This is a genomic window from Streptomyces sp. NPDC007971 (assembly GCF_042958635.1).
Lineage (GTDB): Bacteria > Actinomycetota > Actinomycetes > Streptomycetales > Streptomycetaceae > Streptomyces.
On sequence record NZ_JBIBJK010000028.1, the window covers coordinates 18,007 to 42,252 of the forward strand.

Annotated in this window: 22 protein-coding genes, 1 tRNA gene and 1 pseudogene; 13 read left to right on the forward strand and 11 right to left on the reverse strand. The window is 72.0% G+C overall.

The features are described 5' to 3' along the window. Positions 1-13: 13 nt before the first annotated feature. Together ACFZCP_RS40210 and ACFZCP_RS40215 are read right to left on the reverse strand one after the other, a co-directional pair. Entirely contained in the window at positions 14-1,570 is a 1,557-nt protein-coding gene (locus tag ACFZCP_RS40210; protein ID WP_391440069.1) for a phosphatase PAP2 family protein, read from the reverse strand. A 700-nt stretch (positions 1,571-2,270) separates the two neighbouring features. Next, positions 2,271-2,636, reverse strand: a complete 366-nt coding sequence (locus ACFZCP_RS40215; protein WP_391440387.1) for a MarR family transcriptional regulator — start codon at positions 2,634-2,636, stop codon at positions 2,271-2,273. 632 nt (positions 2,637-3,268) lie between these two features. Here ACFZCP_RS40215 and ACFZCP_RS40220 point away from each other — a divergent pair. After that, the gene (locus ACFZCP_RS40220) at positions 3,269-3,637 is read left to right on the forward strand and encodes an ATP-binding protein (protein ID WP_391440392.1); all 369 of its coding nucleotides are present in this window, start codon (positions 3,269-3,271) and stop codon (positions 3,635-3,637) included. Positions 3,638-4,101: 464 nt separating this feature from the next. Further along, positions 4,102-4,186: transfer RNA gene (locus tag ACFZCP_RS40225), tRNA-Pro, on the forward strand. A 276-nt stretch (positions 4,187-4,462) separates the two neighbouring features. On the opposite strand, the gene ACFZCP_RS40230 is transcribed toward ACFZCP_RS40225, so the two are convergent. The 3 genes from ACFZCP_RS40230 to ACFZCP_RS40240 are packed head-to-tail and all read right to left on the reverse strand — an operon-like array spanning position 4,463 to position 6,460. Then, positions 4,463-5,335, reverse strand: a complete 873-nt coding sequence (locus ACFZCP_RS40230) for a haloalkane dehalogenase (protein WP_391440073.1) — start codon at positions 5,333-5,335, stop codon at positions 4,463-4,465. A gap of 31 nt (positions 5,336-5,366) precedes the next feature. Further along, complete coding sequence (locus ACFZCP_RS40235; protein WP_391440076.1) at positions 5,367-5,771, reverse strand: TIGR03618 family F420-dependent PPOX class oxidoreductase; 405 nt, start codon at positions 5,769-5,771, stop codon at positions 5,367-5,369. Beyond that, positions 5,768-6,460 carry an NAD(P)H-binding protein gene (locus ACFZCP_RS40240; protein ID WP_391440080.1) on the reverse strand — a complete coding sequence of 231 codons (693 nt, stop codon included), beginning with the start codon at positions 6,458-6,460 and terminating at the stop codon, positions 5,768-5,770. Before ACFZCP_RS40240 ends, ACFZCP_RS40235 begins: the two co-directional genes overlap by 4 nt. A 76-nt stretch (positions 6,461-6,536) precedes the next feature. Between ACFZCP_RS40240 and ACFZCP_RS40245 the strand changes: the two are divergent. From ACFZCP_RS40245 to ACFZCP_RS40265, 5 genes and pseudogenes are all read left to right on the forward strand, one after another. Next, positions 6,537-7,124, forward strand: a pseudogene (locus tag ACFZCP_RS40245) (TetR/AcrR family transcriptional regulator); the annotation flags it as partial. 752 nt (positions 7,125-7,876) lie between these two features. Beyond that, on the forward strand, positions 7,877-8,644 hold the full coding sequence (locus tag ACFZCP_RS40250) for a dienelactone hydrolase family protein (protein ID WP_391440083.1): 768 nt from the start codon (positions 7,877-7,879) through the stop codon (positions 8,642-8,644). Between the two features lie 46 nt (positions 8,645-8,690). Continuing rightward, positions 8,691-9,200, forward strand: coding sequence for a site-specific integrase (locus tag ACFZCP_RS40255; RefSeq protein ID WP_391440086.1), 510 nt, complete (start codon positions 8,691-8,693; stop codon positions 9,198-9,200). A gap of 635 nt (positions 9,201-9,835) precedes the next feature. Beyond that, positions 9,836-10,468, forward strand: coding sequence for a DUF1345 domain-containing protein (locus ACFZCP_RS40260; RefSeq protein WP_391440091.1), 633 nt, complete (start codon positions 9,836-9,838; stop codon positions 10,466-10,468). Positions 10,469-10,568: 100 nt separating this feature from the next. Next, positions 10,569-11,501, forward strand: a complete 933-nt coding sequence (locus tag ACFZCP_RS40265; protein WP_391440093.1) for a Dyp-type peroxidase — start codon at positions 10,569-10,571, stop codon at positions 11,499-11,501. Between the two features lie 10 nt (positions 11,502-11,511). Here the strand turns inward: ACFZCP_RS40265 and ACFZCP_RS40270 are convergent, their stop codons facing one another. From ACFZCP_RS40270 to ACFZCP_RS40295, 6 genes are all read right to left on the reverse strand, one after another. Then, positions 11,512-12,210, reverse strand: a complete 699-nt coding sequence (locus ACFZCP_RS40270; protein ID WP_391440096.1) for an FCD domain-containing protein — start codon at positions 12,208-12,210, stop codon at positions 11,512-11,514. Between the two features lie 6 nt (positions 12,211-12,216). Next, complete coding sequence (locus ACFZCP_RS40275; RefSeq protein WP_391440100.1) at positions 12,217-13,218, reverse strand: proline racemase family protein; 1,002 nt, start codon at positions 13,216-13,218, stop codon at positions 12,217-12,219. Between the two features lie 43 nt (positions 13,219-13,261). After that, on the reverse strand, positions 13,262-14,158 hold the full coding sequence (locus ACFZCP_RS40280) for a dihydrodipicolinate synthase family protein (RefSeq protein WP_391440105.1): 897 nt from the start codon (positions 14,156-14,158) through the stop codon (positions 13,262-13,264). Positions 14,159-14,382: 224 nt separating this feature from the next. Next, entirely contained in the window at positions 14,383-15,786 is a 1,404-nt protein-coding gene (locus ACFZCP_RS40285; RefSeq protein WP_391440395.1) for an FAD-dependent oxidoreductase, read from the reverse strand. Positions 15,787-15,892: 106 nt separating this feature from the next. After that, complete coding sequence (locus ACFZCP_RS40290; protein WP_391440112.1) at positions 15,893-16,195, reverse strand: 2Fe-2S iron-sulfur cluster-binding protein; 303 nt, start codon at positions 16,193-16,195, stop codon at positions 15,893-15,895. Then, positions 16,192-17,370 carry an FAD-dependent oxidoreductase gene (locus ACFZCP_RS40295; RefSeq protein ID WP_391440116.1) on the reverse strand — a complete coding sequence of 393 codons (1,179 nt, stop codon included), beginning with the start codon at positions 17,368-17,370 and terminating at the stop codon, positions 16,192-16,194. Before ACFZCP_RS40295 ends, ACFZCP_RS40290 begins: the two co-directional genes overlap by 4 nt. A gap of 152 nt (positions 17,371-17,522) precedes the next feature. Between ACFZCP_RS40295 and ACFZCP_RS40300 the strand changes: the two genes are divergently transcribed. From ACFZCP_RS40300 to ACFZCP_RS40325, 6 genes are all read left to right on the forward strand, one after another. Further along, on the forward strand, positions 17,523-17,645 hold the full coding sequence (locus tag ACFZCP_RS40300; protein WP_362682188.1) for a putative leader peptide: 123 nt from the start codon (positions 17,523-17,525) through the stop codon (positions 17,643-17,645). Positions 17,646-17,844: 199 nt separating this feature from the next. After that, the gene (locus ACFZCP_RS40305) at positions 17,845-18,732 is read left to right on the forward strand and encodes a glutathione S-transferase C-terminal domain-containing protein (RefSeq protein WP_391440121.1); all 888 of its coding nucleotides are present in this window, start codon (positions 17,845-17,847) and stop codon (positions 18,730-18,732) included. A gap of 437 nt (positions 18,733-19,169) precedes the next feature. After that, positions 19,170-19,280, forward strand: a complete 111-nt coding sequence (locus ACFZCP_RS40310) for a putative leader peptide (protein WP_391440124.1) — start codon at positions 19,170-19,172, stop codon at positions 19,278-19,280. A gap of 166 nt (positions 19,281-19,446) precedes the next feature. Then, positions 19,447-20,694 carry an LLM class flavin-dependent oxidoreductase gene (locus ACFZCP_RS40315; RefSeq protein WP_391440142.1) on the forward strand — a complete coding sequence of 416 codons (1,248 nt, stop codon included), beginning with the start codon at positions 19,447-19,449 and terminating at the stop codon, positions 20,692-20,694. Positions 20,695-20,713: 19 nt separating this feature from the next. Further along, positions 20,714-22,114: an NtaA/DmoA family FMN-dependent monooxygenase gene (locus ACFZCP_RS40320; protein ID WP_391440162.1), complete on the forward strand. Its 1,401-nt coding sequence runs from the start codon at positions 20,714-20,716 to the stop codon at positions 22,112-22,114. A 301-nt stretch (positions 22,115-22,415) separates the two neighbouring features. After that, positions 22,416-24,200 carry a LuxR C-terminal-related transcriptional regulator gene (locus ACFZCP_RS40325; RefSeq protein WP_391440173.1) on the forward strand — a complete coding sequence of 595 codons (1,785 nt, stop codon included), beginning with the start codon at positions 22,416-22,418 and terminating at the stop codon, positions 24,198-24,200. The last annotated feature ends 46 nt before the right edge of the window (positions 24,201-24,246 follow it).

Genomic DNA, 24,246 nt, shown 5'->3' on the forward strand with positions numbered 1-24,246 from the left:
GTCCACGTGGTCGTCACGGACCTGTTTCCGTGGGCGCGGCAAGTGAGTGGCCGGGGAGATCGTCCGCTGTGGGGCGGTACACGGTCAGCGCCTCGTCGAGCTTGTCGAGGACGAGGGCAGGAGGAGCGTCGGTCACCTCACCGTCGTAGGCGATGCAGGCCTCCTCGGGCAGGCCGGAGATCACAAGACGCTTCGGCGTTGCCGCCGCGTAGAACGGTGTCCGCGCCAGTCGGCCGACGCACGCTGCTGCCAGAAGGCGAGTGCGGGCGAAGCGGCCGGCATGGGCGACCCGCACATCGAGCATGCCGTCGGCCAGGTCGTGGCGTCGGACGGGTGCGACGCCGACGCTGCGGTACACGCCGTTTCCCGCGAAGAGCAGCCACAGCGACCGGCGGTGGCCGTTCACCTCAACCTGGATGGGCCCGGCCTGGCGCAGAATCCGGGTGACCCCGAGGAGGGTGGCCGGGGGACCGCCGATCCTTGGGGACCAACGCTCGCGCAGCCGTACCAGTTCCGGATAGACGCCAATACTGAAGGTGTTGAGGAAGTAGGTCGGATCAGCGTCGCCGCTCGCTGCCCGCAGCGGCCTGATCCGGCCGACGTCGGTGCGTACGGCACGGCCTTGCACCACTGCGGTGCAGGCGTCGGCTACCGTGTCGAGGCCCAGATCGGCGGCGAAGTGGTTGAACGTACCGCCGGGGAGCACCATGAGAGGTACGTCGGCCGCGAGCGCAGCGGTCGCGGCCGCGTTCACGGTGCCGTCGCCTCCGCACACTCCCAGCGCGCCGCCCCGGCGTGCAGCCTCCCGGGCCGCCTTGGCCAGTACCTTGGACAAGGGCCCGGCCTCCTCGTCGTAGAACACGACCTCAGCGCGCGGCAGCAACGCTCTCAGCTGCCTGATGGGGTCCGCCAGCTGAGGCTGACTACCGGAGGACGGGTTGGCGACGACGATCAGTCCCTCCCCGTCGGGCAGTGCGGGGACGTCCGCTCGTGGCCTGGCCGGCGGCGGCATCTGCGAGCGGGAGGGGACCAGTCCGCGCACCGCATAGGCCGCCCCCACCCCGAGAGCCGCACCAGCCAGGACATCGCCTGGATAGTGGACCCCGGTGTAGACGCGGGAGAAGGCAACCGATGCGGCCAGCGGAGCCAATGCGGTGCCCAACCGCGGTGACTCCAAGGCGACGCCTGCCACGAACGCGGCGGCCGAGGCAGCGTGCCCGGAGGGGAAGGAACTGGTGAAGGGCTGACGGGGCAGATGCCGTACGACTGGCACCGAGTCCAGTAGGGGCCTGGCCCGGCCGACAGAGCGTTTGCCGATCGTGTTCACCGTGACGGAGGCCATCGCCAGCGAGGTCACCCCGCGGACGGCGGCCCGACGGCCGCGCGCGCCACCAAGAGCCCACATACCGAGGGCAACCACGCCCCACAACAAACCGTGGTTGGCGCTCCGGCTCAGCCTCGGCAGCACCGATTCGGCTGCCGGCCACTGACGCGCAGCCACGCTCTGGAACAGCGACTGGTCGGCGGCGCGCAGGAGACTCCTGATGCGGGGCCGGGCTCGATCACTCATGGACCCCCTCTACCCCACGGAGCGCCGCGCACCCGTCACGACCGCTGTTCGCGTCACTCGGTCTCCGCCGACAGCGCCCTGCGGCTGTTTTCCGAACCAGCACGGCCTGTCATCCGCGTACCCCTGGCGCAGAAGGCCAGACGCCGGATCACTCTTGTGGCGTGTCCCCCGCTCGGGTCGGCCCGCCAGGCGGGGGCGCTCGATTCTGCTGGTGAGTGGACCGCAGGCGTTGGGTGGGGGCGGTGCAGGCCCCGGACACTGCCACCCGTGATCGATCGTGTCCTGCCGACAATGCGTGCGGCAGTACAGGCGTCTGGCCCGTCACCACGGGGGGAAGTGACGGGCCGGCCGCGAGGCGCCGCGTCACGATCCTTTGACGCGGTCAGCCCTCGAATGCCCTGGAGCGCGCCGCTCAATCAGGCTCTCCATAGAAAGGGCCAAAGCCAAGGCCGAGCAGGCTGTTGGGAAGGCCGTGCCAAAGGTTGCCCATGCCCTCGGCAAGGAGGTAACGGAAGCCAAAGGCGCAGCTTCGGAGGCCCGGGGCAAGGCTCGCGATCTCAAGGAGAGGTCGAAGGGCGGCGTCAGGCACTGACGACGCGACCGGGCCGTCACCCCGGGGGCGTAGCCGTACAGGCGGTACACCTGTGACGACCCGGATGCGCGCCGACGGGGAGCGGTGCCGCCAGCTCCCCGCCGGCGTTCATGAGAGGGCCGGTCGGCCGTTTACCTCTCCGGACGCGCCCTTGTCCGCCGAGGAGTTGTGTGCTGCCGTCGTGCCGGAGAGGGCTGTGAGCAGGGCGCATAGCTGCCCCAGGGCGTCCTGGAGGATGCTCTGATCGGCTCCGGTGTCAGTGAGGGCCTGTCGGAGCAGGTGGCGGCGGTGCTCGCGAGTGGCTTGGAGGAGCTTCTCGCCGCTGGCGGAGAGGTGGATGGTGACCAGGCGGCCGGACGCCATGCGCTCGATGAGGCCGCGCTGGTCGAGGCGATCACACAGGCGGGGCGCAGATGAAGGGCTGGTGCCGAGCGCCTTCGCCAGACCGGTGAGGTTGTGGTCGGAGCGTTCCAGGGCAACAAGGTTCGCATCTGCTGATCCGACACATCAGGCGCGATTTCCAGGTGGGCCTGTCACCACAATTGGATCATGGACTCGGCGACGCGTTCGGCCGCCTCGACGGCGTCTGCGGGCTCGGGTTCGTGGGACATCGGGCCCTCCCTCCTGGAAGCGGAGCGTGAGAGTGCTCCTGCCCCGAGGAGCAGACAGAAACCGGATGCCGGACGCGATGTCCGGCATGTGAACATGCGTTCCTGTGGCTTCTCCGATCGGGGCAACAGGTAGCGCGGCAGGTCCTGGTCGCGGCTGTCAGCACGGCGCTTGGGGCCCGAAGGCGGTGGCCGGATGCCGCGTCGGATGGGTCGAGGTCTGCTCCGCGCAGCGCAGCCAGGTACGCAGTATGGGGCCGGTCGGCGGAATGTCGCGATGGCACGGGGTCGGACCGGCCGGCCACCTGGCGCTACCCGTGCGCATCTCAACATCACAGATTGCCCTCATGGGCGATGTTTGATCCGGTATCGCCTCATCAGGCGAACATCTATCACCCTGGCGCGGGAAGCCGAGAAGCGACGAGCCATCCGATACCCAAGCATGGAGGAACAGTGATTGACCCCGGTAAGAGGGCAGACATCAGCGCACCCCGGCGTTTGGTACTCCGCAACCGCTCGGACGCTGCGGCGAAGGCGCGCCAGGTAACCCGGCGGTTCGTGCGCCGGCTCGCTCCTCCGGTCGACGATCGGGCCGCCCAGGACGTGGATCTCGTCGTCACGGAACTCGTGACGAACGCGGTGCGGCATGCCCGCGGTACGACCTGCGTCCTGAGTCTCGACGCGCGGCCGGACGCGGTCGAGGTGACCGTTCTCGACTCGGACCCCGAACCGCCTCGTCCCCGGCAACCGGACTTCAGCGGACGCTTGGGTGGATTCGGCTGGCCCATGATCCGTCGTCTGGCCAGAAAGGTCACCATGGTCCTGGTCCCCAACGGCAAGGCCGTCTGCGCCCTCGTCCCCAGGTGAATCAGCCTGCCCTGCGCAAGCGGCCGACCCCCGGGATCGTGCTGGTCAGCCCGGTTCGCTTCGGGAGCCGCACAACCAGCTCAGCGCGGCACGTAGGCCGCGCAGACAGTCGGTGCTCGTCTCCTCCAACTGGGCCGTGACCGCGTCCAATTCGGCGGTAAGCACTACTAGGCCGGGTACACCCCGCCCGCCCAGGGCGGTGGCAGGGGAACTCTGGTTCTGGATCACTTTTGGTGCCAGAGCCACGGAGGGTCACCACCACCGCGATCGTGAACGGTCGTGACCCACGAGCTGCTCCAGGACCTCTGGCTTCACCAGACACCGACGTCGCGGTCAGCGCCGTTCGCTGATCCGCGAGGGTGCCAGCCTGCGCGCCATCGGCCGGCGACTGGGCCTGGCCCGCGGCGCCATTCGCCGCCTGGCTCACGCCTCAGACCCGGACGAACTGCTGGTCGGCCGCTGGACGGGACGCTGTTACATCCAGAAAATACCCTTGACCCCTACCTCCTGGGGGGCAAGGGGTCGCAGGTTCAAATCCTGTCGTCCCGACTTTTCGAAGTCGCAGGTCAGGGGCCGTTTCAGAGGAGATCTGAAGCGACCCCTTGATCATTCTTGGGGACCGCTTGGGGACCAGTGCATTTTGAAGGGGCTGTGGCGCAGCTTGACCCGGTCAAGGTGCGCTGCGTGGAGGCTTCGAACTGGTGGGGGACGAAGCCGGCGCGTAGTTCGCGCAGGTCCGGGATGGGATGTGGTTGTAGAGGGTTGCCGGGGTCGGGCAGGACGCTCGCGGGCGGCGCGGATCGGCACCGCGGTGATCGAGGACGCCTACGGGCGTGCCAGCCCGTGACGGTCGGCCCAGTCGTTGATCGCCGAGGCCAGCTCCTCGGGGCGGTCCTCCGGGGAGTGGTGGCCGGCCAGGCCGTGGCGGGAGACCTCCAGGCACGCGATGTTCTCCTCGCACCAGGCCACGGTCCCCTGGTCGGTCATCGAGCCCGGTCCCGGCTCGAACGCGGCGAGCAGTTTGGGGACTTCGGGGCTGGCGGCCAGCCAGGCGTCGTACCGCTCGATGCGGGCCACGACGTCGGCGGGCTCGGCGTCCAGCGGCATCATGCGCGTCCACGCCAGTACCGGGCGGCGGCTGTGCGGGGTCGGGAAGGGGCGGCGGTAGACCTCCAGGTCGGCAGGGTCGAGCGGGGTGGCGAGTGTGTCCGGGAGCCCCTCGATGAACAGCGACTTCTCCAGGATCATCTCCTCGCCTACCCCGGGGGTGCGTAGGAGAGCGAACAACTTCCGCCCGGCTGCCGGGAATTCGTCGCCGACCAGCGGCTTGATGATGGTCTCCGTGAAGGCGAGGCCGCGGACGGTGCCCGGGAGGCGGGCGGCGCGGTCGAAAGCGAGCGCGCCGCCCCAGTCATGGCCGACGAGGACGGCGTCGGTAAGGCCGAGGGCGTCGAACCACGCGTCGAGGTAGCGGGCGTGGTCGTCGAAGGAGTAGGCGAGGTCGGGCTTGCCGGAGTCACCCATGCCGATGAGGTCGGGGGCCAGAAGGCGGCGGCCGGGCGCGGCCACCCCCGGCATGACGTTCCGCCACAGGTGGGAGGAGGTCGGGTTGCCGTGAAGGAAGACGAAGGGCAGCCCGTCGGGGTCGCCGGACTCGCGGTAGTAGAGGGTGGAATCGAGGACGGGGAGGGTGGGCATGGCGTGTCACTTCGCTTTCGATACGGGGGATTCAGAGGTTGAGGTTCAGGACGCGGTCGATGGCGATCTCGACGACGACCAGGTCCAGCGGGGTGGGCGGGTCCGCGCGGTAGCGGACGGTATAGCGGCGGACCGCCTCGGCCAGATGAGCGGGGGCATCGGTGACGGCGGCCCGGCCTTCGAGTGTGATCCAGCGGAAGCCGTCCGCCTGACAGAGCGCCACACGGGCCGCCGGGCCGGCCGCCTTCACGTTCCGGGCCTTGCGGGCCCCCGCTCGGGTGGTCACCCGGACCAGGCCGGTGGCCGCGTCGAAGGTGAAGCGGACGGGGGTGACGTGCGGAGTGCCGTCGGGACGGAGGGTGGTGAGGGTGGCCGTGTGCGGGAGAGTGAGGAACGCTCGTGCGACGGACGAAAGTTGGAAGGTGGCGCGGCTCACTTCTTCTTCACGCCCTCGTTCCAGATCAGCTTGGCGATGTTCGGCTTCACGGCCGTGGTGATGACGCCCATGGCCGTACGGACGTACCGCCGCTCCGTCATTTCGCGCAGCATGCTCGCGGCGAGGTCGGCACGGGCGGTGAAGACGCCGTCGGCGCTGGTCTCGGCAGTGTGGTAGTCCGTGACGACGGGGTGCTCGAACAGGCCCGAAGGCCGGACGAAGGTCCAGTCGAGGCCCGTCTGACGGATCACGGCCTCCATGCGGCGCATGTCCTCGTGGAGGGTACGGCCGAGACGTCGGTTCACCAGCGGGTCGAGCACATGGTTGAAGAAATGCGCGCCGGTAGGGCGCCAGTTCGGGTCGGCGATGCTGGAGCTGACGGCGAGCAGCCGCTTGACGCCGTGGCGGGCCATGGCCCCGGTGATGACGGTGGCGCTCGCGGAGTACGTGGTGATGGTCCCCTTGCTGAAGCGCGCGCCCAGCGCGGAGAGGACGGCGTCCGTGCCGTCGATCGCGGCGTCGACAGCCGCCGGGTCGGTGGCGTCGGCGACGGCCACGGCAAGGCCGGGCCGCGCTGACAGGGAGCCGGGTCTGCGGGTCACGGCGACGACCTCGTGGCCGGCGGCCAGGGCCTGCTCGGTGAGGCGGCGGCCGGTCGGTCCGTTGGCGCCGAAGACTGCGATACGCATGGTGTCGGGTCATCCCTTCGTGTGGTAGCGGGAACGCCCTTGACTGTGCTGCTCACTCAACGCAGGCTCAACGCTGATGAATAACGCCGTCCCTGCCCCCGCCCGCACCCGAGGCCGCCCCCGCGGCAACCCGCCGACCCGTGAGTCGATCGTCTCGGCGGCCCGTTCGCTGTTCCTGGAGCACGGCTACCGGAGCACCACCCTGCGCGCGGTGGCCGGGGCCGTCGGAGTCGACCCGGCGCTGATCGCGTACCACTTCGGCTCGAAAAAGGGCCTGTTCGCGGACGTGATGCAGTTCCAGTGCGCCAATGCGCTGGCGGTGGACGACGTCCTCGGCGGCGATCCGGCCACCCTCCCCGACCGCCTGATCGACGCGGTGACCGACCTGTGGGAGGACGCCGACTTCCAGCAGCTCACCATCCAGGGCGACGAAGCCGCCGAGGTGATCCGCGAATACCTGGAACGCGAGCTGCTGGCCCGGCTTGTTGAATTTCTCGGCGGCCGGGACGCGACCGCCCGCGCCACGGCCGTAGTGACGATCCTCGGCGGCCTCATCTACACCCGCTACCTCAACCCCCTCCCCACCCCCGCCGCCCTCACCCCGTCCGAGATCCGTCACAGCCTGACCCCGGCGCTGCGCGCGGTACTGGCCCCGAGGCTACGCGCCGCGGCGCCCACCACTGCCGGCCGTCGGGGCTCGCCGACCTCGGGCGGAGGCGCCGTCCGCCAGGGCGGCTTCACAGGCCGTAACAGCCATGTCACCGCCGAGAAGAAGCAACAGGTCGACAAGGAAGCAGGGGCAGAGAACCGCTGAGCCAGTGGCTGGTTACCGCCCTTGTCCAGAGCGGATCCGGCGAGTTGGCCCAGCCCGGCAGGCACGGTCTTCCGTTGCGGTGGTCAGCGAATTCGACACTCCATGATCACCGGGAGCCGTGCCTGCGCGACTACCTGCCGATCCATCACCATGGCGCCTGGGTGCCCGGGTACGACCTTCGCATCGTTAATGATGTTGGTCGGCCGAGCAGCTCGCCCAGCTTCTCCGATCAGGCCTTTGCGGATCCATGACGGGGCGGTGGGGTTGTCGGCCGGTGGAAACGGGGCCGGCCGGTCCCGCGCACCAGCGCTGGGCGAGGCGGGTGGTGTGGCCGGTCCCGTTGACGGCGATCACGTCATCGGCGCGGTCGTCCTGGCCGACCGTCACCACCCGCGGCCCCGAACCGCAGAGGTGAGGCCGACGACGACGCCCGTGATCACAGTGACGGCCTGCACGACGGAGGCCCCGTCCGAAGCTGGGGTGTGACCGAGATGCGCGCCAAAGGGGCAACGAGATGATCTTGAAGCCCTGAGCGCCCGTCGCCTCTGCCAGCGGCAGAACACCAGCCGGACCGGGCTCGACGATCACTACGGTCCAGTCTCATGACGACGATTACGACGCGTACAGTCGCGTATCCGGCCGACGGTTTGACGATGATCGGGCACCTCGCGCTCCCGGCCGGTGTCGACCGCCGGCCCGCGGTGCTGCTCGGACCAGAGGGCATGGGGCTCAGCGACGTCGAGCGCCGCCGGGCCGATGCTCTCGCCGAGCTGGGATATGTGGCGCTGGCCTTCGACCTTCACGGCGGGCGCTATTTGGGCGACCCCGAGGAGATGCTGGCCCGTTGCCTGCCGCTGCTCGCTGATCCCGACCGGATGCGGGGCATCGGCCATGCGGCGCTTGACGTGTTGCGCGCCGAACCGCGGACCGACCCCGGCCGGATCGCCGCCGTCGGGTACGGCACCGGGGGCGCCGTCGGGCTGGAACTCGGGCGCGGCGGCGTCAGCCTGCGCGCGATCGGGACAGTCAACGCACTGACCACGGGCCGACCGGGCGAGGCGGCGCGCATTCGCTGCCCGGTGTGGGCCGGGGTCGGGTCGGAAGACCCGATCATGCCGCCCGCGCAACGGAACGCGTTCACCGCTGAGATGCAGGCCGCGGGCGTCGACTGGCGCCTCACGGTCTACGGCGGCGCCTTGCACGCCTTCCACCACCCGCCGGTCGGCCACCCTGTGGTCCCCGGCGTCGGCTACCACCCACGGCACGCGCAGCGAGCCTGGCGCGACGTCGTCGACCTGCTCGCCGAGTGCCTGCCCGTGACGGAGGATCTGGGGCAGGCCCCAGGTAAGCATGCTGGCGCCGGGCACTGACAGTCCCCTCCCCTCAAGTCCGCACAGCAGAACCGCATTCGGGCGGATGCTCCATCGCGGAGACGTGGAAGACCTCTACCCGCAGAACAAGCGAGGGAAGATCACTGCCAAGGGCGGGGCGACCGAGTGGATTCACTGGCAGTCCGGCACCGCCCAGCTACTGCCCCGGCTCATCGCCCGCCGTACGCGCGGCCCGCTGTTCCTCACAGACCGCAAGGCCCCGGCCGGAACACCGACGCTCGACGTGTGCCCGGAGACCGGCCGGGCCCGGCTCTCCTACCGCCGCGCTGAGGAGATCTTCGAGGAGAACACCCGGCTGCTGGCCAACCCCCTCGCCTCACCCGAGGACATCGAGGACCTGGACGGCTGGACGCTTTACCGGCTCCGGCACAGTGTCCTGACGCACGACGCGGAGGACGGCACCTCTACCCCGATGCCGCTGGCCCGCTCCCGCCACGCCTTCGTCCGATCCCTGGAGCGGTATGCCCGACCCGGCGTCGACTCGGTCGCCCGGCACGTCGCCGAACGCGACCCCGCTGCACGCCGCCGCACGTAAGCGGATCAGGGCTTCAAGATCATTCGTTGCCCCTTTGGCGCGTATCTCGGTCACGCCCCAAGCTGATCGCGTCGACATGGCTGCACGCCTGGTCATCGAGCGCCACTTGCTTCGACGCGGGGTCGCCCGTGGGTGTCTTGGGTGGGTATGCCGTGTTCGCGAAGTGTGTTCAGCGCGGTTGTGTGGTTGACGCCGAGGTGATCGCCGACTCGCGCCTGGGACCGGCCGAGGTTGTAGAGGTGGATGGCGTCGTCGACCTGCTCGGGCGGGAGCCCGCGGCAGCGCATCGGCACGCCGTGTCGGTGGAGGATGTTGCGCACGGTGGCCGGCGCCTCGCGTAGCAGGCTCGCCGCGCCCTTGCCGGAGCCCAAGAAATTCGGGGCAGCCCCTCGATCGTTCGTACGGGCGCGGAGCGCGCCGCGCACCGAGGGCGACGTCCGCGGCCGATTCCGCCCCGTTGACGGCCCGGCCCGCAAAGCCGGCAGCGGGCATCGATCGCGACGCCGTCACCGTCGCCACCCACAACTCCTCACCCCCCCCCGTGCCACCGAGTGCATGGCTTTCGGGTGTCCGCCGGTCAACGGGACCGGCGTGCTCCGGCGGGCAGGGCGGCCGCGGAACTACTGTGGATGCGCATGAGCCCCTCGTTGCCGCTGGACGCCGTGCCCCGTCTGGCCGGCGCGGTCGCCCTCGGAGCCGTGGTCGGCGTGAGCGTCGGACTGACGACCCGGCCGCCGCTGGGGGCGCTTGCCGGGATCGCCGCCACGCAACTGGCCTTCGTCCTGGCGGGATGGATCGTGCTGTGGCCCATGGACGCCACGGCCACCCACCGCAACGCCCGGCGTGAGGACCTGCGGCCCTTCCTGGAGGAACTCGTGGTCGTGGCGGTCGCCGCGTGCGGACTGCTCGCCATCGTGCTGCTGCTCCTGATCGGCACGTCCGACACCGGCCACATCGGCGCCGCGACCGCCCTGTCGGGGGTGTTCCTGTCCTGGGCCGCCCTGCACCTCATGTACGCCACCCGCTACGCCTACGACTACTACACCGCCGGCGGAGGCATCGACTTCAACTCCGACCGGCCGCCGGCCTACCGGGACTTCCTCTACTTCAGCTACAACCTCGGCATGACGTACCAGGTGTCCGACACCTCCGTGTCGAGCACGGCCATCCGGTCGATCGTGCTGCGGCACACCCTGCTGTCGTACGTCTTCGGCACCAGCATCCTCGCGAGCGCCATCAGCCTCGTCGTGCAGCTCGTCACCGGCTGACGTCCTCGCGCGGATCCGCCGTGGACACAGCACGATGGGAAGAGGGACGCACGGTCCCTGGCGTGCCGGATGGAACCGCACCTGATGAGGAGGCCGGGTCGTGCCCGAGTCGCAGGCCGTGATCGTCGAACCGGCCAGAGCCGCCGTCTTCCTCGTGGTCACCGTCGCGGAGGGCTGTGAGGAGACCGTCCGCGACCTGCTGGAGGACGTCTCCGGGCTGTGCCGCTCCGTCGCCTTCCGGGCCCCCGACGACGGGCTCACCTGCGCCGTCGGCATCGGTTCGGCGGCCTGGGACCGGCTCTTCGGCGGTCCGCGGCCAAGGCACCTGCACCCGTTCGTGGAACTGCACGGCGCACGCCACCGTGCCCCGGCCACCCCGGGGGATCTCCTCTTCCATGTGCGCGCCCGCCGTCTGGACCTGTGCTTCGAACTGGCCTGGCAGATCACCCGGCGGCTGGGCGCGGCGGTCACCGTCGTCGACGAGGTCCACGGCTTCAAGTGCTTCGACGAACGCGACCTGCTCGGATTCGTCGACGGCAGCGAGAATCCCGGGGGACGGCGCGCGACCGACGCCGTGTTCATCGGCGACGAGGACCCCGGCTTCCGCGGCGGCAGCTATGTGGTGGTGCAGAAGTACCTGCACGACATGGCGGCGTGGGAGGCCCTGCCGACGGAGGAGCAGGAGAAGGCCATCGGGCGGACGAAGCTCGCCAACATCGAACTCCCCGAGGACGCCAAGCCCGCAGACTCCCACGTGGCGCTCACCGTCATCACCGACGACGACGGCGACGAGCGCAAGATCGTACGCGAGAACATGCCCTTCGGCACCCTGGGGGCGGCCGAGTTCGGCACGTACTTCATCGGCTACGCGCGCACTCCGGACGTGATCGAGCACATGCTGAGGAACATGTTCCTCGGGGACGGGCACGCGGCGCACGACCGCATCCTCGACTACTCGACGGCCGTCACCGGATGCCTGTTCCACGTGCCGACGGCGGCCTTCCTCGACGACCTTCCCGCTGCCCCCGACTGAGCCTGCGGGGTCAGTCTCGGGCCGCCCACAGGCCGCGCACATGGCCGAGATGCCGGGTCATGATCTCCTGTACGGCCTTCCCGTCGCGCTCCAGCAGCGCGTCCAGGAGCTCCAGGTGCTCCTCGGCCGAGGCGAGCAGACGGCCCGCCTCGACCAGCGCCGTGAGGCCGTACAGGCGCGAGCGCCCCCGCAGGTCCGCGACCACCTCCACCAGGTGCGCGTTGCCCGCCAGGGCGAGCAGGCCCAGGTGGAAGCGGGTGTCGGCCTCGACATAGGCGATCAGGTCACCGGCCGCGGCCGCGGTGACGATCTCCCGGGCCGCCGGGCGCAGCGCCTCCAGACAGACCCGGTCGGCCGTGCGGGCCAGGTCCACCACGGTGGGGATCTCGATGAGAGCACGAACGTGGGTGTACTCGTCCAGTTGCCTGTCGGAGACGGCGGTGACCCGGAAGCCCTTGTTGGGCACGGTGTCGACCAGCCCCTCCTTGGCCAGGTCCAGCATCGCCTCGCGCACCGGCGTCGCCGAGACGCCGAAACGGCCGGCGAGCGACGGTGCCGAGTAGACCTCGCCCGGCCGCAGCTCGCCCGCGATCAGCGCGGCCCGCAGCGCTTCGGCGACCCGCTCGCGGTAGCTGCTCCGGCGGCCGCCCAGCCGGGGGAGCGCGGGCGCGTCCGCATCCTGCGGCTTCTGTGCCATGTCACGCATCATCGAAGTCTAGAGGACGAAACCCTCGGGGAACGGATCGGCCGGATCGAGCAGGTACTGGGCCGTGCCGGTGATCCAGGCCCGGCCGGTGAAGCTCGGCAGGACCGCGGGGAGGCCGGCGACCTCGGTGGTGCCCAACAGGCGCCCGGTGAACCGGGTCCCGATGAACGACTCGTTCACGAACTCGGCGTGCAACGGCAGTTCACCCCGCGCGTGCAACTGGGCCATGCGCGCGCTGGTGCCCGTGCCGCAGGGCGAGCGGTCGAACCAGCCGGGATGGATGGCCATCGCGTGCCGGGAGTGGCGGGCGGTGGCACCGGGCGCGTACAGGTGGACGTGGTGGCAGCCGCGGATGGACGGATCCTCCGGATGGACCGGCTCCTCCTCGGTGTTGATCGCCGCCATCAACGACAGCCCGGCGGCGAGGATGTCGTCCTTGCGGGCACGCTCGAAGGGCAGGCCGAACTCCTCCAGCGGCACGATGGCGTAGAAGTTGCCGCCGTAGGCGAGGTCGTACGTCACCGTCCGCCCGTCGGCGAGCCGTGCCGTGCGGTCCAGTCCGACGCTGAAGGACGGCACGTTGCGCAACGTGACGTTCGTGGCGGCACCGTCCTCGACCGCCACCTCCGCGACCACCACGCCGGCCGGGGTGTCCAGCCGGATGGTGGTCACCGGCTCCACCACCTCCACCATGCCGGTCTCGACGAGCACGGTCGCCACGCCGATCGTGCCGTGCCCGCACATCGGCAGGTAACCGGAGACCTCGATGTAGATCACCCCCCAGTCACAGTCGGGGCGGCTCGGCGGCTGCAGGATCGCGCCGCTCATCGCGGAGTGCCCGCGCGGCTCGTTCATCAGCAACTGCTTGACCGGGTCGCGGTGTTCACGGAAGTACAGCCGCCGCTCGTTCATCGTCGCACCGGGTACGGTGCCGATCCCGCCGGTGATCACGCGGGTCGGCATGCCCTCGGTGTGCGAGTCGACGGCGTGCAGGACGAGCTTGCTGCGCATCTGGGGTTCCCTTCCTGTCGTCCGGTGCCCGGTCCGCCGCCCGCTACCCGAGCCCCGCGGCCACGGCCTTCTCGGTGGCCGCGCGGACCGCTGCCTCCTGCTCGGGCAGCAGCGGTTCGCGCGGCGGGCGCACCGGGCCGCCGTACCGCCCGACCACGTCCATGGACAACTTGATGGCCTGCACGAACTCCACCTTCGAGTCCCAGCGCAGCAGCGGGTGAAGCTGCCGGTACAGGGGGAGCGCCGTGCCGAGGTCCCCGGCCACGGCGGCGCGGTACAGCTCGGCCGAAACCCGGGGGAGCGCGTTGGGGTAGCCGGCCACCCAGCCCTTGGCGCCGGCCACGGCCAGCTCCAGCAGCACGTCGTCGGCGCCGATCAACAGGTCCAGCTCGGGGGCGAGTTCGGCGAGCCGGTAGGCGCGCCGGACGTCGCCGGAGAACTCCTTGACGGCATGGATGTGGCCCTCGGCGTGCAGCCGCGCGAGGAGCTCGGGGACGAGGTCGACCTTGGTGTCGATCGGGTTGTTGTACGCCACCACCGGCACGCCCGCCCTGGCGACCTCGGCGTAGTGGGCCAGCACCGACCGCTCGTCGGCACGGTAGGCGTTGGGCGGCAGCAGCATCACGGCGCCGCAGCCGGCCTCGCCCGCCTGCTCGGCCCAGCGCCGGGCCTCGGCGGAGCCGTACGCGGCGACACCCGGCATCACCCGTGCGCCGCCGATCGCCGTCACGGCCGTCTCCACGACCTTGGCGCGCTCCTCGGGAGTGAGTACCTGGTACTCGCCCAGGGAGCCGTTGGGCACGACGCCGTCGCAGCCGTTCTCGACCAGCCAGGCGCAGTGTTCGGCGTAGCGGTCGTGGTCCACCGAGAGGTCGGCGCGCAGCGGAAGCGCGGTGGCGACGAGGACACCGCGCCAGGGGCGGTTCTCCGGAAGGGTCATGACAGTCCCCAATCCAATAGGGTGTGACATATTACTGAGCTTCTAGGTGGTCCGCCCGAATTTCGGGAGCGGGCGTCGGCTTTCGGGGGCGTTCGTCGGGTCTCGGGGGCGGCGGGCACCGGGTCTCGGGAGGGTGCGGCAGGACCTGTGAGCGTTCGTCAGGTCCTGATCGGGGGGTGTGCGTCAGGTCATGGAAGCGTTCGTCGGTCCGGGTTCGTCCTCGGTCAGTCCGGCTGGTCCTCAGGCAGCCCGGCCAGCACTCCGAGCGGCACCGGCCGGGCGAACGGCCGTCGTCCGGGTGTGAACGGGCATCCGGCCAGCCCGGCCACCGCCGGGCCGCACATCCGGCCCTGGCACCAGCCCATCCCGGCCCGGGTGAGCAGCTTCACGGTGCGTACGTCGCCGGCCCCGAGCGTGCCGGCGGCGGTGCGGACCTGCCCTGCGGTGACCTCCTCGCAGCGGCACACCACCGTGTCGTCCCTGATCCGGTCGGGCCAGCCTGCGGGCGGGACGTACACGGCGTCGAGCGCCGCGAAGAACTCCCGCTGCCGGGTGCGGGTCCGGGCGGCCGCGGCCCATCGGCGCGGGTCGGGCGCCGTGCCGTGCAGCCGGGCGGCGACCGAACGGCCGGCGATGTGCCCCTCGGCGAGCGCCAGGGCCGCGCCGCCGATCCCGGTGGCCTCCCCGGCGGCCCAGACGCCGGGCGCGTCGGTGCGCTGCTCGTCGTCGACCCGGACGTCCGTCCCGGACAGGGCGCAGCCGAGGGTCTCGGCGAGGTCGGTGTGCGGCAGCATGCCGTGCCCGACCGCGAGGGTGTCGCAGGGGATGCGGCGCATGCTGCCGGGAGCCGGACGCCCGTCCCGGCCGAGCGCGGCGACGGTGACCGCCTCCAGCCGGTCGGTGCCGTGCGCCTCCACGACGGTGTGCCGGGACAGCGTCCGCACTCGGTGCCGTAGCAACTGCGCCGCGTACCAAGCGCCTTCGGCGATCTTGCCGGGCTGTGCCGCCAGGGCGGGCGCCCGTCCCAGCAGAGCCTTCGGGTCGGCGGACTCCACCAGCGCGGCCACCCGGGCGCCCGCCGCCGCGAGTGCCGTGGCCACGGGCAGCAGCAGGGGACCGGTGCCGGCGACCACGGCCGTACGGCCCGGCAGGACCAGCCCGCCCTTGAGCATGGCCTGCGCTCCGCCCGCGGTGACGACACCGGGGAGTGTCCAGCCCGGGAAGGGCAGCACCTGCTCGTAGCCGCCGGTGGCGACCAGGACGGCGTCGGCGCGGACGGTGACCCCCTCGTCCTGCGCGGGGCCGCGCAGAGCGTGCACCGCGAAGGTCCCCGGGCCGCCTTCCGCGCACCAGACATGGTGATCGGCCAGATGCGTGATGCGCCCGGTGCCGGTGTGCCGGTCGAGTCCGTCGCGCAGCCTTTGCCAGGTGCGCCACTGATGGTGCAGGGCCTGCGGTCGGCGGGCGCCGAAGGCGGCGGCGGGCTGCCGGTAGAACTGCCCGCCCGCCTGCTCGGCCGCGTCGAGGAGGGTCACGCGCACACCCCGTGCCGCGGCCGCCAGCGCTGCGGCGAGTCCGGCCGGGCCCGCCCCGACGACGGCGAGATGCGGTCGCTCGGTCGCCGTCATGGCGAGCTGTGCTCGTTCGGCCGGCGTCATGGCGGGGTGTGCCTCTTCGGTCGTCGTCATGGTGAGGTGCGCTCGATTTGGCGTCGGCATGGCGGGATGCGGCCGCTCAGTCATCGTCCCGTCCCGTTCCCTCCTGTGTGACGATCACGTCGCCCGGCTGTACGGGCACCAGGCAAGCGCGTTGGTTCGCCCGGCCGTTGACCGTCACCAGGCAGTCGAAGCACACCCCGATCCCGCAGAACACCCCGCGCGGCCGGCCTGCGCCGCGCGTGCTGCGCCAGGCGGTCACCCCCGCCGCCCACAGCGCGGCCGCGACCGTCTGGCCGGGCAGCGCCTCGACGAACCGGCCGTCGAGGGTGACGGTGAACGGTGCACCGGGCCGCGCCCGGGTCAACTCGAAGGGATTCACGGGATGTCGCCTCCGCTCGCCGGACGAACTTCGCCCGTCCCGAACCGGTCCGGGCGGAACGGTTCGGGATCCAGATCGGCCGTCTTCCCGGTCAGCGCCTGCGCGATCAACTGCCCGGTGCCGGTGGCCAGTCCGATGCCCGCGCCCTCGTGGCCGCAGGCGTGATACAGGCCGGGCACCCGGGGGTCGGGGCCGATCGCCGGGAGGTGGTCGGGCAGGTAGGGCCTGAAGCCCGCGTACGTGCGCAGGGCGCGCACCTGTTCCAGGAAGGGGAACAGCCCGATCGCCCCGGCCGCCAGCGCCCGCACGGCCGGAAGCGACAGCGAGCGGTCGAAGCCCACCCGTTCCCTGGTCGCCCCGATCAGGACGGGTCCGGCGGCCGTGCCCTCGACGACCGGTGAGGCTCGCAGGGCGGCCGAGTCGCTCGCCACGTCGGACACGTAGTCGGCGGCGTACACCTTGTGCCGGACCATGCGCGGGAGCGGCTCGGTGACCAGGACGAAGCCGCGCCGGGGCAGGACCGGGAGGTGAACGCCCGCCAGCGCGGCGAGGTCGCCGCCCCAGGTGCCCGCCGCGTTCACCACCGCCGGGGCATGGATCTCGCCGTGGTCGGTACGGACGCCGAGCACGGCGCCGTCCGCGGTGCGCAGCACCCCGGTCACGGTCCGGCCCGTGTGCAGCCGGGCGCCGCAGGCGCGGATCAGATGGGCGGCGGCCAGGGCGGGCATGACCTGCGCGTCCTGCGGATAGTGCACCCCGCCCGCCATACCGGGCGCCACATGCGGTTCCAGCTCCCGGAGTTCGTCCTCACCGACGGGACCGGCCATGACCCCGGCGGCCTGCTGTGCCTCGGCGAAGGCGAGCAGCGCGCCGAGTGCGCCGGGCGTCGAGGCGACCACCAGGCCGCCCTTGGGCTCGTACTCGACGGCCGCTCCCAGTTCGTCGGCCAGCTCCGCCCACAAGCGGGCGGAGAGCAGGGCGAGTTCGAGCTCGGGGCCGGGCTCCTTGTCGGAGACCAGCAGATTGCCCTCGCCGGCGCCGGTGGTGCCGCCGGCCACCGGTCCCCTGTCCACCACTCTGACGTCGAGGCCGGACCGCGCGGCGTACAGAGCGCACGCGGCGCCCACCATTCCGGCCCCCACGACCACGACATCGCAGGTCAGTCGCTTCGCCACATCAGTACTATGTCACATGTCGCACAGTCTGAGGAGGCCCCCGCGCGCGCTTCGTCACCCGCCCGGAGTCCCAGGCGTGGACACCCCCTTGACGGCGCACCACCTCGGATCGACACTCCAGGGAGGGAATCCTAGTGAACAGGTAGGGAACCATGGTGCGCCTCAGAGCGGTCACCGGTCGAGCCGGCCGTACGCCGTTGCACGCACCCCTTCTCACCTCCCGCCTGCACATCGATCTGCTGCGCGTCTGCAGCGCGATCAGCCCCTGCCACTGAGCCGCGCTCGCCACAGCAGCGCCCGCCGCGCAGCCGTGCCCGCCGCCGGGCCACGCCCGCCCTGGAACGCCCGGCCTGGGCCCCCTGCGCCCGCCGAGCCCGCCCGTCCCGAGCGCCGAGCAGGGAAAGTCCGGCGCACCCACCGTCCGACGACGCTTCCGCCGCGCACCGTGCGCGCGCCCGCAAACGGGGGAGACACATGTCCACCACTCCGCTCGCCGCCGTTCCGTCCGCCCACGGCACCGCCCCCGTCTTCCGGGGCCGGATCGGCCGGGACGCGCGCAGCGGCCACTACCCCGTGCCGCACCGCTACCGGCTCCATCTGTCCACCACCTGTCCCGACGGACTGCGCCTCGCCATCGGCCACCGCCTCCTCGGCCTCGACGACAGCTGCCCGGTCACCTTGCTGCCCGCCGTCCCGGACTGTCCCGGCGGCGGTCACGCCGCCCTGCGCCCGCTGTACGAGGCGAGCGCCCACCACCACACCGGGCCGGCCCTGGCGCCGGTGCTCAGCGACGACTGGTCCGGACGCATCGTCAGCAGCCACGCCCCGGACATCCTGCGCGACCTGGACCGCTTTCCCCGGGACGGCCGCCCCTCCCTGTATCCGTGCGGCACCGAGAGCCAGATCGAAGCCGTCGAACGGCTCTGCGCCGATGACATCCAGGAGGCCGCGCAGCGCGCCGGACGTGCCGACGCCGACCCCGCCGAGCGTGCCGCCGCGCTCGGTCTGCTGCTGGACACGCTCGACAGGCTGGACCGGTACCTGACGGGGGAGGAGTACCTCGTCGACGGCCGGCTCACCGCCGGTGACATCGAGTTGTGGGTGTCCCTGGTGCAGCTGGACACCGTCCACCGGTTCCACCTCGACGCCTCCGCCGTGCACCGCATCGCCGGGCACCCGGCACTGTGGGCCCACGCCCGGCGCCTGGCCGCCCACCCCGCCTTCGGCGCACAGCTCGACCTCGACGGCATCGCCCGCCGCCACCACGGCCACTGCGAGGGACTGGAGGCCGCCGGAGCCGCCGTCCAGATCCTGGACTGGACGCGCCACGCCACGAACGGCCCGGACTCTTCCCTCGGCTGACAGCGGATCAACGGGGAATCAACAGCGCATCAGGCACGGTCCGTCGCGCGAACGTCTTGGGGTGTGCGAGCCGCTGTCCGCGGGCTGCGCGTGCGAGAACGCATGTGGCCGTGGCGCATGTGGCAACGGTGTGTGGGGCAACGGCGCATGCGGCAGAGGCGTGGATCCTGCGGTCGAGTCGTGGAGCGTGCGGCACCGGAGCCGAGCGTGCGGCAGTGGAGGAGATCGCGCGGCAGTGGAGCCGAGCGTGTGGCAGTGGAGGAGATCGCGCGGCAGTGGAGCCGAGCGTGTGGCAGTGGAGCCGAGCGTGTGGCAGTGGAGCAGATCGTGCGGCAGCCCGGGAACACCCGGCGCCGCCCGCGCGTTTCGATTGTGACGAGATCCGCCAGGCGGGCGCCGACCGGGCCCGCCGCGCCCGAGCGACGGAGGTGACGGCCGTGATACGCGTCCACTCGCTGCACGTCCCGCAGCCGTACCGCTCCGTCCGTCTCCACTCACGGCCGCACATAGACCTCCAGCGTGTGGCCGGCGCGCTCTGTCGCCCCTGACCGCGCTCGGTCGCTCTCGACCGTGTTCTCGTCGGCGCTGACCGCGTTCTGTCAGCACTGACTCCTTCCCGGCCTTCGGTCCGGGGCTCTTCCCGCCGCGCTCGCCCGCCGCCGACGCCTGCCCGCGAGCCGGTGTTCCCCTTCGGACATCCAGGAAGGCACCCACGTGTCCGCAACTTCCGCCACCCCTCTGCACCTTGCCGTCGCCCTGGACGGCACCGGCTGGCATCCGGCCTCCTGGCGCGAACCGGTGGCCAGGCCCCGGGACCTGTTCACCGCCGGCTACTGGGCCGACCTGGTCGCCGAGGCCGAGCGCGGCCTGCTCGACTTCGTGACCATCGAGGACGGCCTCGGCCCGCAGTCCTCGCGCCTCCTCGGCCCCGACGACCGCACCGACCAGGTCCGCGGCCGCCTGGACGCCGTACTCGTCGCCTCCCGCATCGCACCGCTGACCCGCCACATAGGCCTGGTGCCGACCGTGGTGGCGACGCACACGGAGCCGTTCCACATCTCCAAGGCCGTCGCCACCCTCGACTACATCAGCGCAGGCCGGGCCGGACTGCGCGTGGAGGTCAGCGCGCGTCCGGACGAGGCAGCACACTTCGGCCGCCGCACGATCCCGGCGTTCGACGCCTGGGACAGTCCGTCCGCCAGGGAGCTGCTCACCGAGCTGTTCGACGAGGCAGCCGACTACGTCGAGGTGGTCCGTCGGCTGTGGGACAGCTGGGAGGACGACGCGGAGATCCGCGACGCGGCCACCGGCCGCTTCGTCGACCGCGACAAGCTGCACCACATCGACTTCGAGGGACGGCACTTCAGCGTGAAGGGGCCCTCCATCACGCCCCGTCCGCCCCAGGGACAGCCGCTCGTCACCGCCCTGGCCCACGACACCCCGGCCCACCGGTTCGTCGCCCGCCAGGCCGACATCGGCTACATCACCGCGCACGACACCGACCGGACCCGTGCCGTCGTCGCCGGGATCCGGGCCGAGCAGGCCGCCGCCGGCCGCGCCGGCCAGACCCTGCACGTCTTCGGCGACCTCGTCGTCTTCCTCGACGACGACCCGGCGGCGGCCGCGGCCCGCCGTGAGCGCCTCGACGCCCTCGACGGGCAGCCGTACGCCGGCGACGCCCGGATCTTCACCGGCACACCCCTCCAACTCGCCGACCTGCTGGAGCAGTTGCGGGAGCCGGGTCTCAGCGGCTTCCGGCTGTGGCCCGCCGTGGCCGGCCACGACCTGCCGCGGATCACCCGGCACCTCGTGCCCGAACTCCAGCGCCGGGGCCTGTTCCGGCAGGCCTACGAGGCGGCCACCCTGCGCGGCCTCCTCGGGCTGGCCCGCCCCGCCGACCGCTACTCCCCCAGGCTCTCGGCTTCGCTCGAGCCCGGGGGGACCCCCACCGCCACCGCCTGAGCCGGAGGAACGCCCGACCATGAGCAAGCCGCTGAAGCAGATCCACCTGGCCGCCCACTTCCCCGGCGTCAACAACACCACCGTGTGGAGCGACCCGGCCGCCGGCAGTCACATCGAGTTCAGCTCCTTCGCGCACTTCGCCCGCACCGCCGAACGGGCCAAGTTCGACTTCCTGTTCCTCGCCGAGGGGCTGCGGCTGCGCGAACAGGGCGGCCGGATATACGACCTGGACGTCGTCGGCCGCCCCGACACCTTCACCGTGCTGGCGGCGCTCGCGGCCGTCACCGACCGGCTCGGACTGACCGGCACCATCAACTCCACCTTCAACGAGCCCTACGAGGTGGCCCGCCAGTTCGCCAGCCTCGACCACCTCTCCGGCGGCCGCTCCGCGTGGAACGTGGTCACCTCCTGGGACGCCTTCACAGGTGAGAACTTCCGCCGCGGCGGCTTCCTGCCGCAGGAGGAGCGGTACTCCCGCGCCAAGGAGTTCCTCGCCACGGCCAACGAACTGTTCGACTCCTGGCGGGGCGACGAGATCCTCGCCGACCGGGCCACCGGTACGTTCCTCGCCGACGCCCGGGCCGGCGCCTTCACGCACCGGGGGCAGCAGTTCGGCATCCACGGCCGGTTCAACGTCCCGCGCGCCCCGCAGGGGCGCCCGGTGATCTTCCAGGCCGGCGACTCCGAGGAGGGCCGCGAGTTCGCCGCGTCGAGTGCGGACGCGATCTTCAGCCGGTACGCCACCCTCGCGGAGGGCCAGGCCTTCTACACGGACGTCAAGGGGCGCCTCGCCGCGTACGGCCGCCGGCCCGACCAGCTGCTCGTCCTGCCCGCGGCGACGTTCGTCCTCGGCGACACCGACGAGGAGGCCGCCGACCTCGCCCGCGAGGTGCGCCGCCGGCAGGTCAGCGGCGCGACCGCCATCAAGCACCTGGAGTTCGTCTGGAACCGGGACCTGTCGGCGTACGACCCCGAGGGCCCGCTGCCCGACGTCGACCCGGTGGTGAGCGAGGAGCACATCTCCCGCGGGCGCGCCCAGGTGCGGATGTACCGCGACCCGATCGCCGTCGCCCGCGAGTGGCGGCAGCTGGCCGCCGCCCACGACTGGTCCATCCGGGACCTGGTCATCAACACCGGCAACCGGCAGACCTTCGTCGGCTCCCCGGCCACCGTCGCCCGGACCATCAACGACTTCGTGCAGGCGGACGCCTCCGACGGGTTCATCCTCGTCCCGCACATCACCCCCGGCGGCCTCGACCCCTTCGCCGACAAGGTCGTCCCGCTGCTGCAGGAACAGGGCGTCTTCCGCGCCGACTACGAGGGCACCACCCTGCGCGACCACCTGGGCCTCGCCCACCCCGACGCCGCGCCCGACGCTGCCCCGGACGCCGTCGCCCGCACCCAGCGGGCCGCCTCGTGAAGTCCCCCGACGCCATCCGGATCGTCGCCCGCCCGGATTCGGCTGCGGGCATCCAGGGACGAGGACGGACCGTGCTGCCGGCCCCCGCCCATGCGAAAACGCCGTCCGCGCGGACGGCGAACGGCGTACAGGCGTGGTCGAGGGACGTCTCCCTCCCCCGAAGGCGACGTCCCTCGGCCGCACCCCCGGTGCCGGACTGTGGCCTGGAAAGCCAGACTGCCGCCCCGGAGGACCGTTCGCCTGAGTCGAGGGCTACTCAAGTCGCCCTGTATCAAACCTGAGTAGGCGCACTCCTCTTGGTGTGACGACCTACGAACAGGACGCGAAGACCCTGGAGCTGCCCTGGCCCTTCACCGGCCGGGCGGACGAACTGGAGCTGGCGCGCAGGTGGCTGGCGGCCGGCCGGCCCGGCATCGTGGTGACCGGACCGGCCGGCAGGGGCAAGACCCGCCTGCTCACGGAGGCGCTGCGGGGCACGGACTGCGCCCGGGTGACCGGGACGCCCGAGACCCGGGGTCTGCCCTTCGCGGCGTTCGCGCACCTGTTGCCCGACACCGTCTCGCTGCACCGCGCCGTCCAGCTCCTGTCCGGCGTACGGCTCCTCGTCGTCGACGATGCGCACCTGCTCGACGAGGCTTCCGCCGCGCTCGTCCACCAGCTCGCCGTGCAGGGCCGCACCCGCCTCGCCGTGGCCGCCACGGACGGGGTGCCGGCACCGGGCGCGGTGTCCCGGCTGTGGACGGGAGAACTGCTGCCGCGCCTCGCCCTGGAGACACTGCCCCGCGAGGACACCGCCCAGCTGCTCACCGTGGCCGGCCTGGAGCCGCTCACCATGAGCCGGCTGCACCGGATGTGCCGGGGCGATCTGCGGCTGCTGCGCGATCTGCTGGACGCGCTGCGGCGTTCCGGGGGACTCGCCCGCGTCCCGGAGAGCGGTGAGTGGGCCTGGCACGGCCCGGTGCCGGTCACCGCGGCCGTCCGCGACCGACTCGCTCCCGCCCTGGACCGTCTCGACGCCGCCGAACGGGAGACACTCGACCGGCTCGCCTTCGCCGAGCCCCTGCCGCTCGCGCTGGACGGCCTCGACCTCGACGTCCTCGAACGCCTGGAGGCACGCGGCCTGATCCACGCCGACGACCGGGGCTCGGTCACCCTCGCCCACCCTCTGCACGGGCCGGCCCTGCGCGCCGGCGCCGGCCGACTGCGGGCGCGGCGGCTGACCCGCACGACGATGCGGTGCGGAGCCGCTCTGGTGGCCGAACAGGCCTCCCTGACAGCCATGCTGGCGGAACAGGACGTGCGGGCCGTGCCGGCGCCGGTGGGGGACTGGCTGCTGGCCGAGGGCCTGCCGGTGCCCGCCGGGTACGCCGCCGTACGTGCCCGGTGCGCCCGGCTGCGCGGAGAGCTGCGGGAGGCGGTGGCCTGGGCACGGCAAGGGTTGCGGGCGGCGCCGGAAGACGTGTGCTGCCGCGCCGAACTGGAGTCGGCTGCAGGGCAGTTGGGTGAGATCACCGGGACGGACGTATGGGCCGCTGCCGCCCGCGGCGACATCGCTGGAGCCCTGGCCCGGATCCGCGGGGACGACGCGTACGCGCTCTACGACGCCGTACGCCTCGCAGCTCCCGAGCGGGTCGCCGGGCGGCTGCCCGCCGACGGTGTCTTCGCCCGGCACGCCGAGGCGCTCGTCCGGACAGACGGGCCCGCGCTCGACCGGGTGGCAGGGGCGCTGGCGGAGCGGGGCTTCCTGCTCTTCGCGGCGGAGGCCCATGCCCAGGCGGTCCGTGCGCATCGCGACCCGCGCGCCGCGCGTCTCTCCCGTACCCGTGCGGTCGCGATGGCCCGTCGCTGCGACGGTGCCCGCACGCCGGCGCTGGCCGGGCTCGCCCTCGGTGATCTCACCGCGCGGCAACGCCAGATCGTCACGCTCGCGGCGTCCGGGCTGAGCAACCGGCAGATCGCCGAGAGGCTGACGCTGTCCGTCCGGACCGTCGGCAATCACCTGTACAGCGCCTACACGCGGCTGGGCGCGAGCGATCGTGGTGCCCTGCCGTGGCTGAGCGACTTGCCCGAGGCCGAGTCGGCGTAGTTCTGCGGGGCCTGGAGGGGCCGGTTACTGCGGGTTGTTGGTCGGC

Bases quoted from the DNA above. Each gene is read 5' to 3' on its own strand.
- ACFZCP_RS40270 (WP_391440096.1), bottom strand. From the start codon at position 12,210: ATGATGCGTGACATGGCACAGAAGCCGCAGGATGCGGACGCGCCCGCG.
- ACFZCP_RS40300 (WP_362682188.1), top strand. From the start codon at position 17,523: ATGGTGCGCCTCAGAGCGGTCACCGGTCGAGCCGGCCGTACGCCGTTG.
- ACFZCP_RS40320 (WP_391440162.1), top strand. From the start codon at position 20,714: ATGAGCAAGCCGCTGAAGCAGATCCACCTGGCCGCCCACTTCCCCGGC.
- ACFZCP_RS40255 (WP_391440086.1), top strand. From the start codon at position 8,691: ATGCTCCATCGCGGAGACGTGGAAGACCTCTACCCGCAGAACAAGCGA.
- ACFZCP_RS40260 (WP_391440091.1), top strand. From the start codon at position 9,836: ATGAGCCCCTCGTTGCCGCTGGACGCCGTGCCCCGTCTGGCCGGCGCG.
- ACFZCP_RS40210 (WP_391440069.1), bottom strand. From the start codon at position 1,570: ATGAGTGATCGAGCCCGGCCCCGCATCAGGAGTCTCCTGCGCGCCGCC.
- ACFZCP_RS40285 (WP_391440395.1), bottom strand. From the start codon at position 15,786: ATGACGGCGACCGAGCGACCGCATCTCGCCGTCGTCGGGGCGGGCCCG.
- ACFZCP_RS40230 (WP_391440073.1), bottom strand. From the start codon at position 5,335: ATGCCCACCCTCCCCGTCCTCGATTCCACCCTCTACTACCGCGAGTCC.
- ACFZCP_RS40305 (WP_391440121.1), top strand. From the start codon at position 17,845: ATGTCCACCACTCCGCTCGCCGCCGTTCCGTCCGCCCACGGCACCGCC.
- ACFZCP_RS40280 (WP_391440105.1), bottom strand. From the start codon at position 14,158: ATGACCCTTCCGGAGAACCGCCCCTGGCGCGGTGTCCTCGTCGCCACC.
- ACFZCP_RS40250 (WP_391440083.1), top strand. From the start codon at position 7,877: ATGACGACGATTACGACGCGTACAGTCGCGTATCCGGCCGACGGTTTG.
- ACFZCP_RS40275 (WP_391440100.1), bottom strand. From the start codon at position 13,218: ATGCGCAGCAAGCTCGTCCTGCACGCCGTCGACTCGCACACCGAGGGC.
- ACFZCP_RS40240 (WP_391440080.1), bottom strand. From the start codon at position 6,460: ATGCGTATCGCAGTCTTCGGCGCCAACGGACCGACCGGCCGCCGCCTC.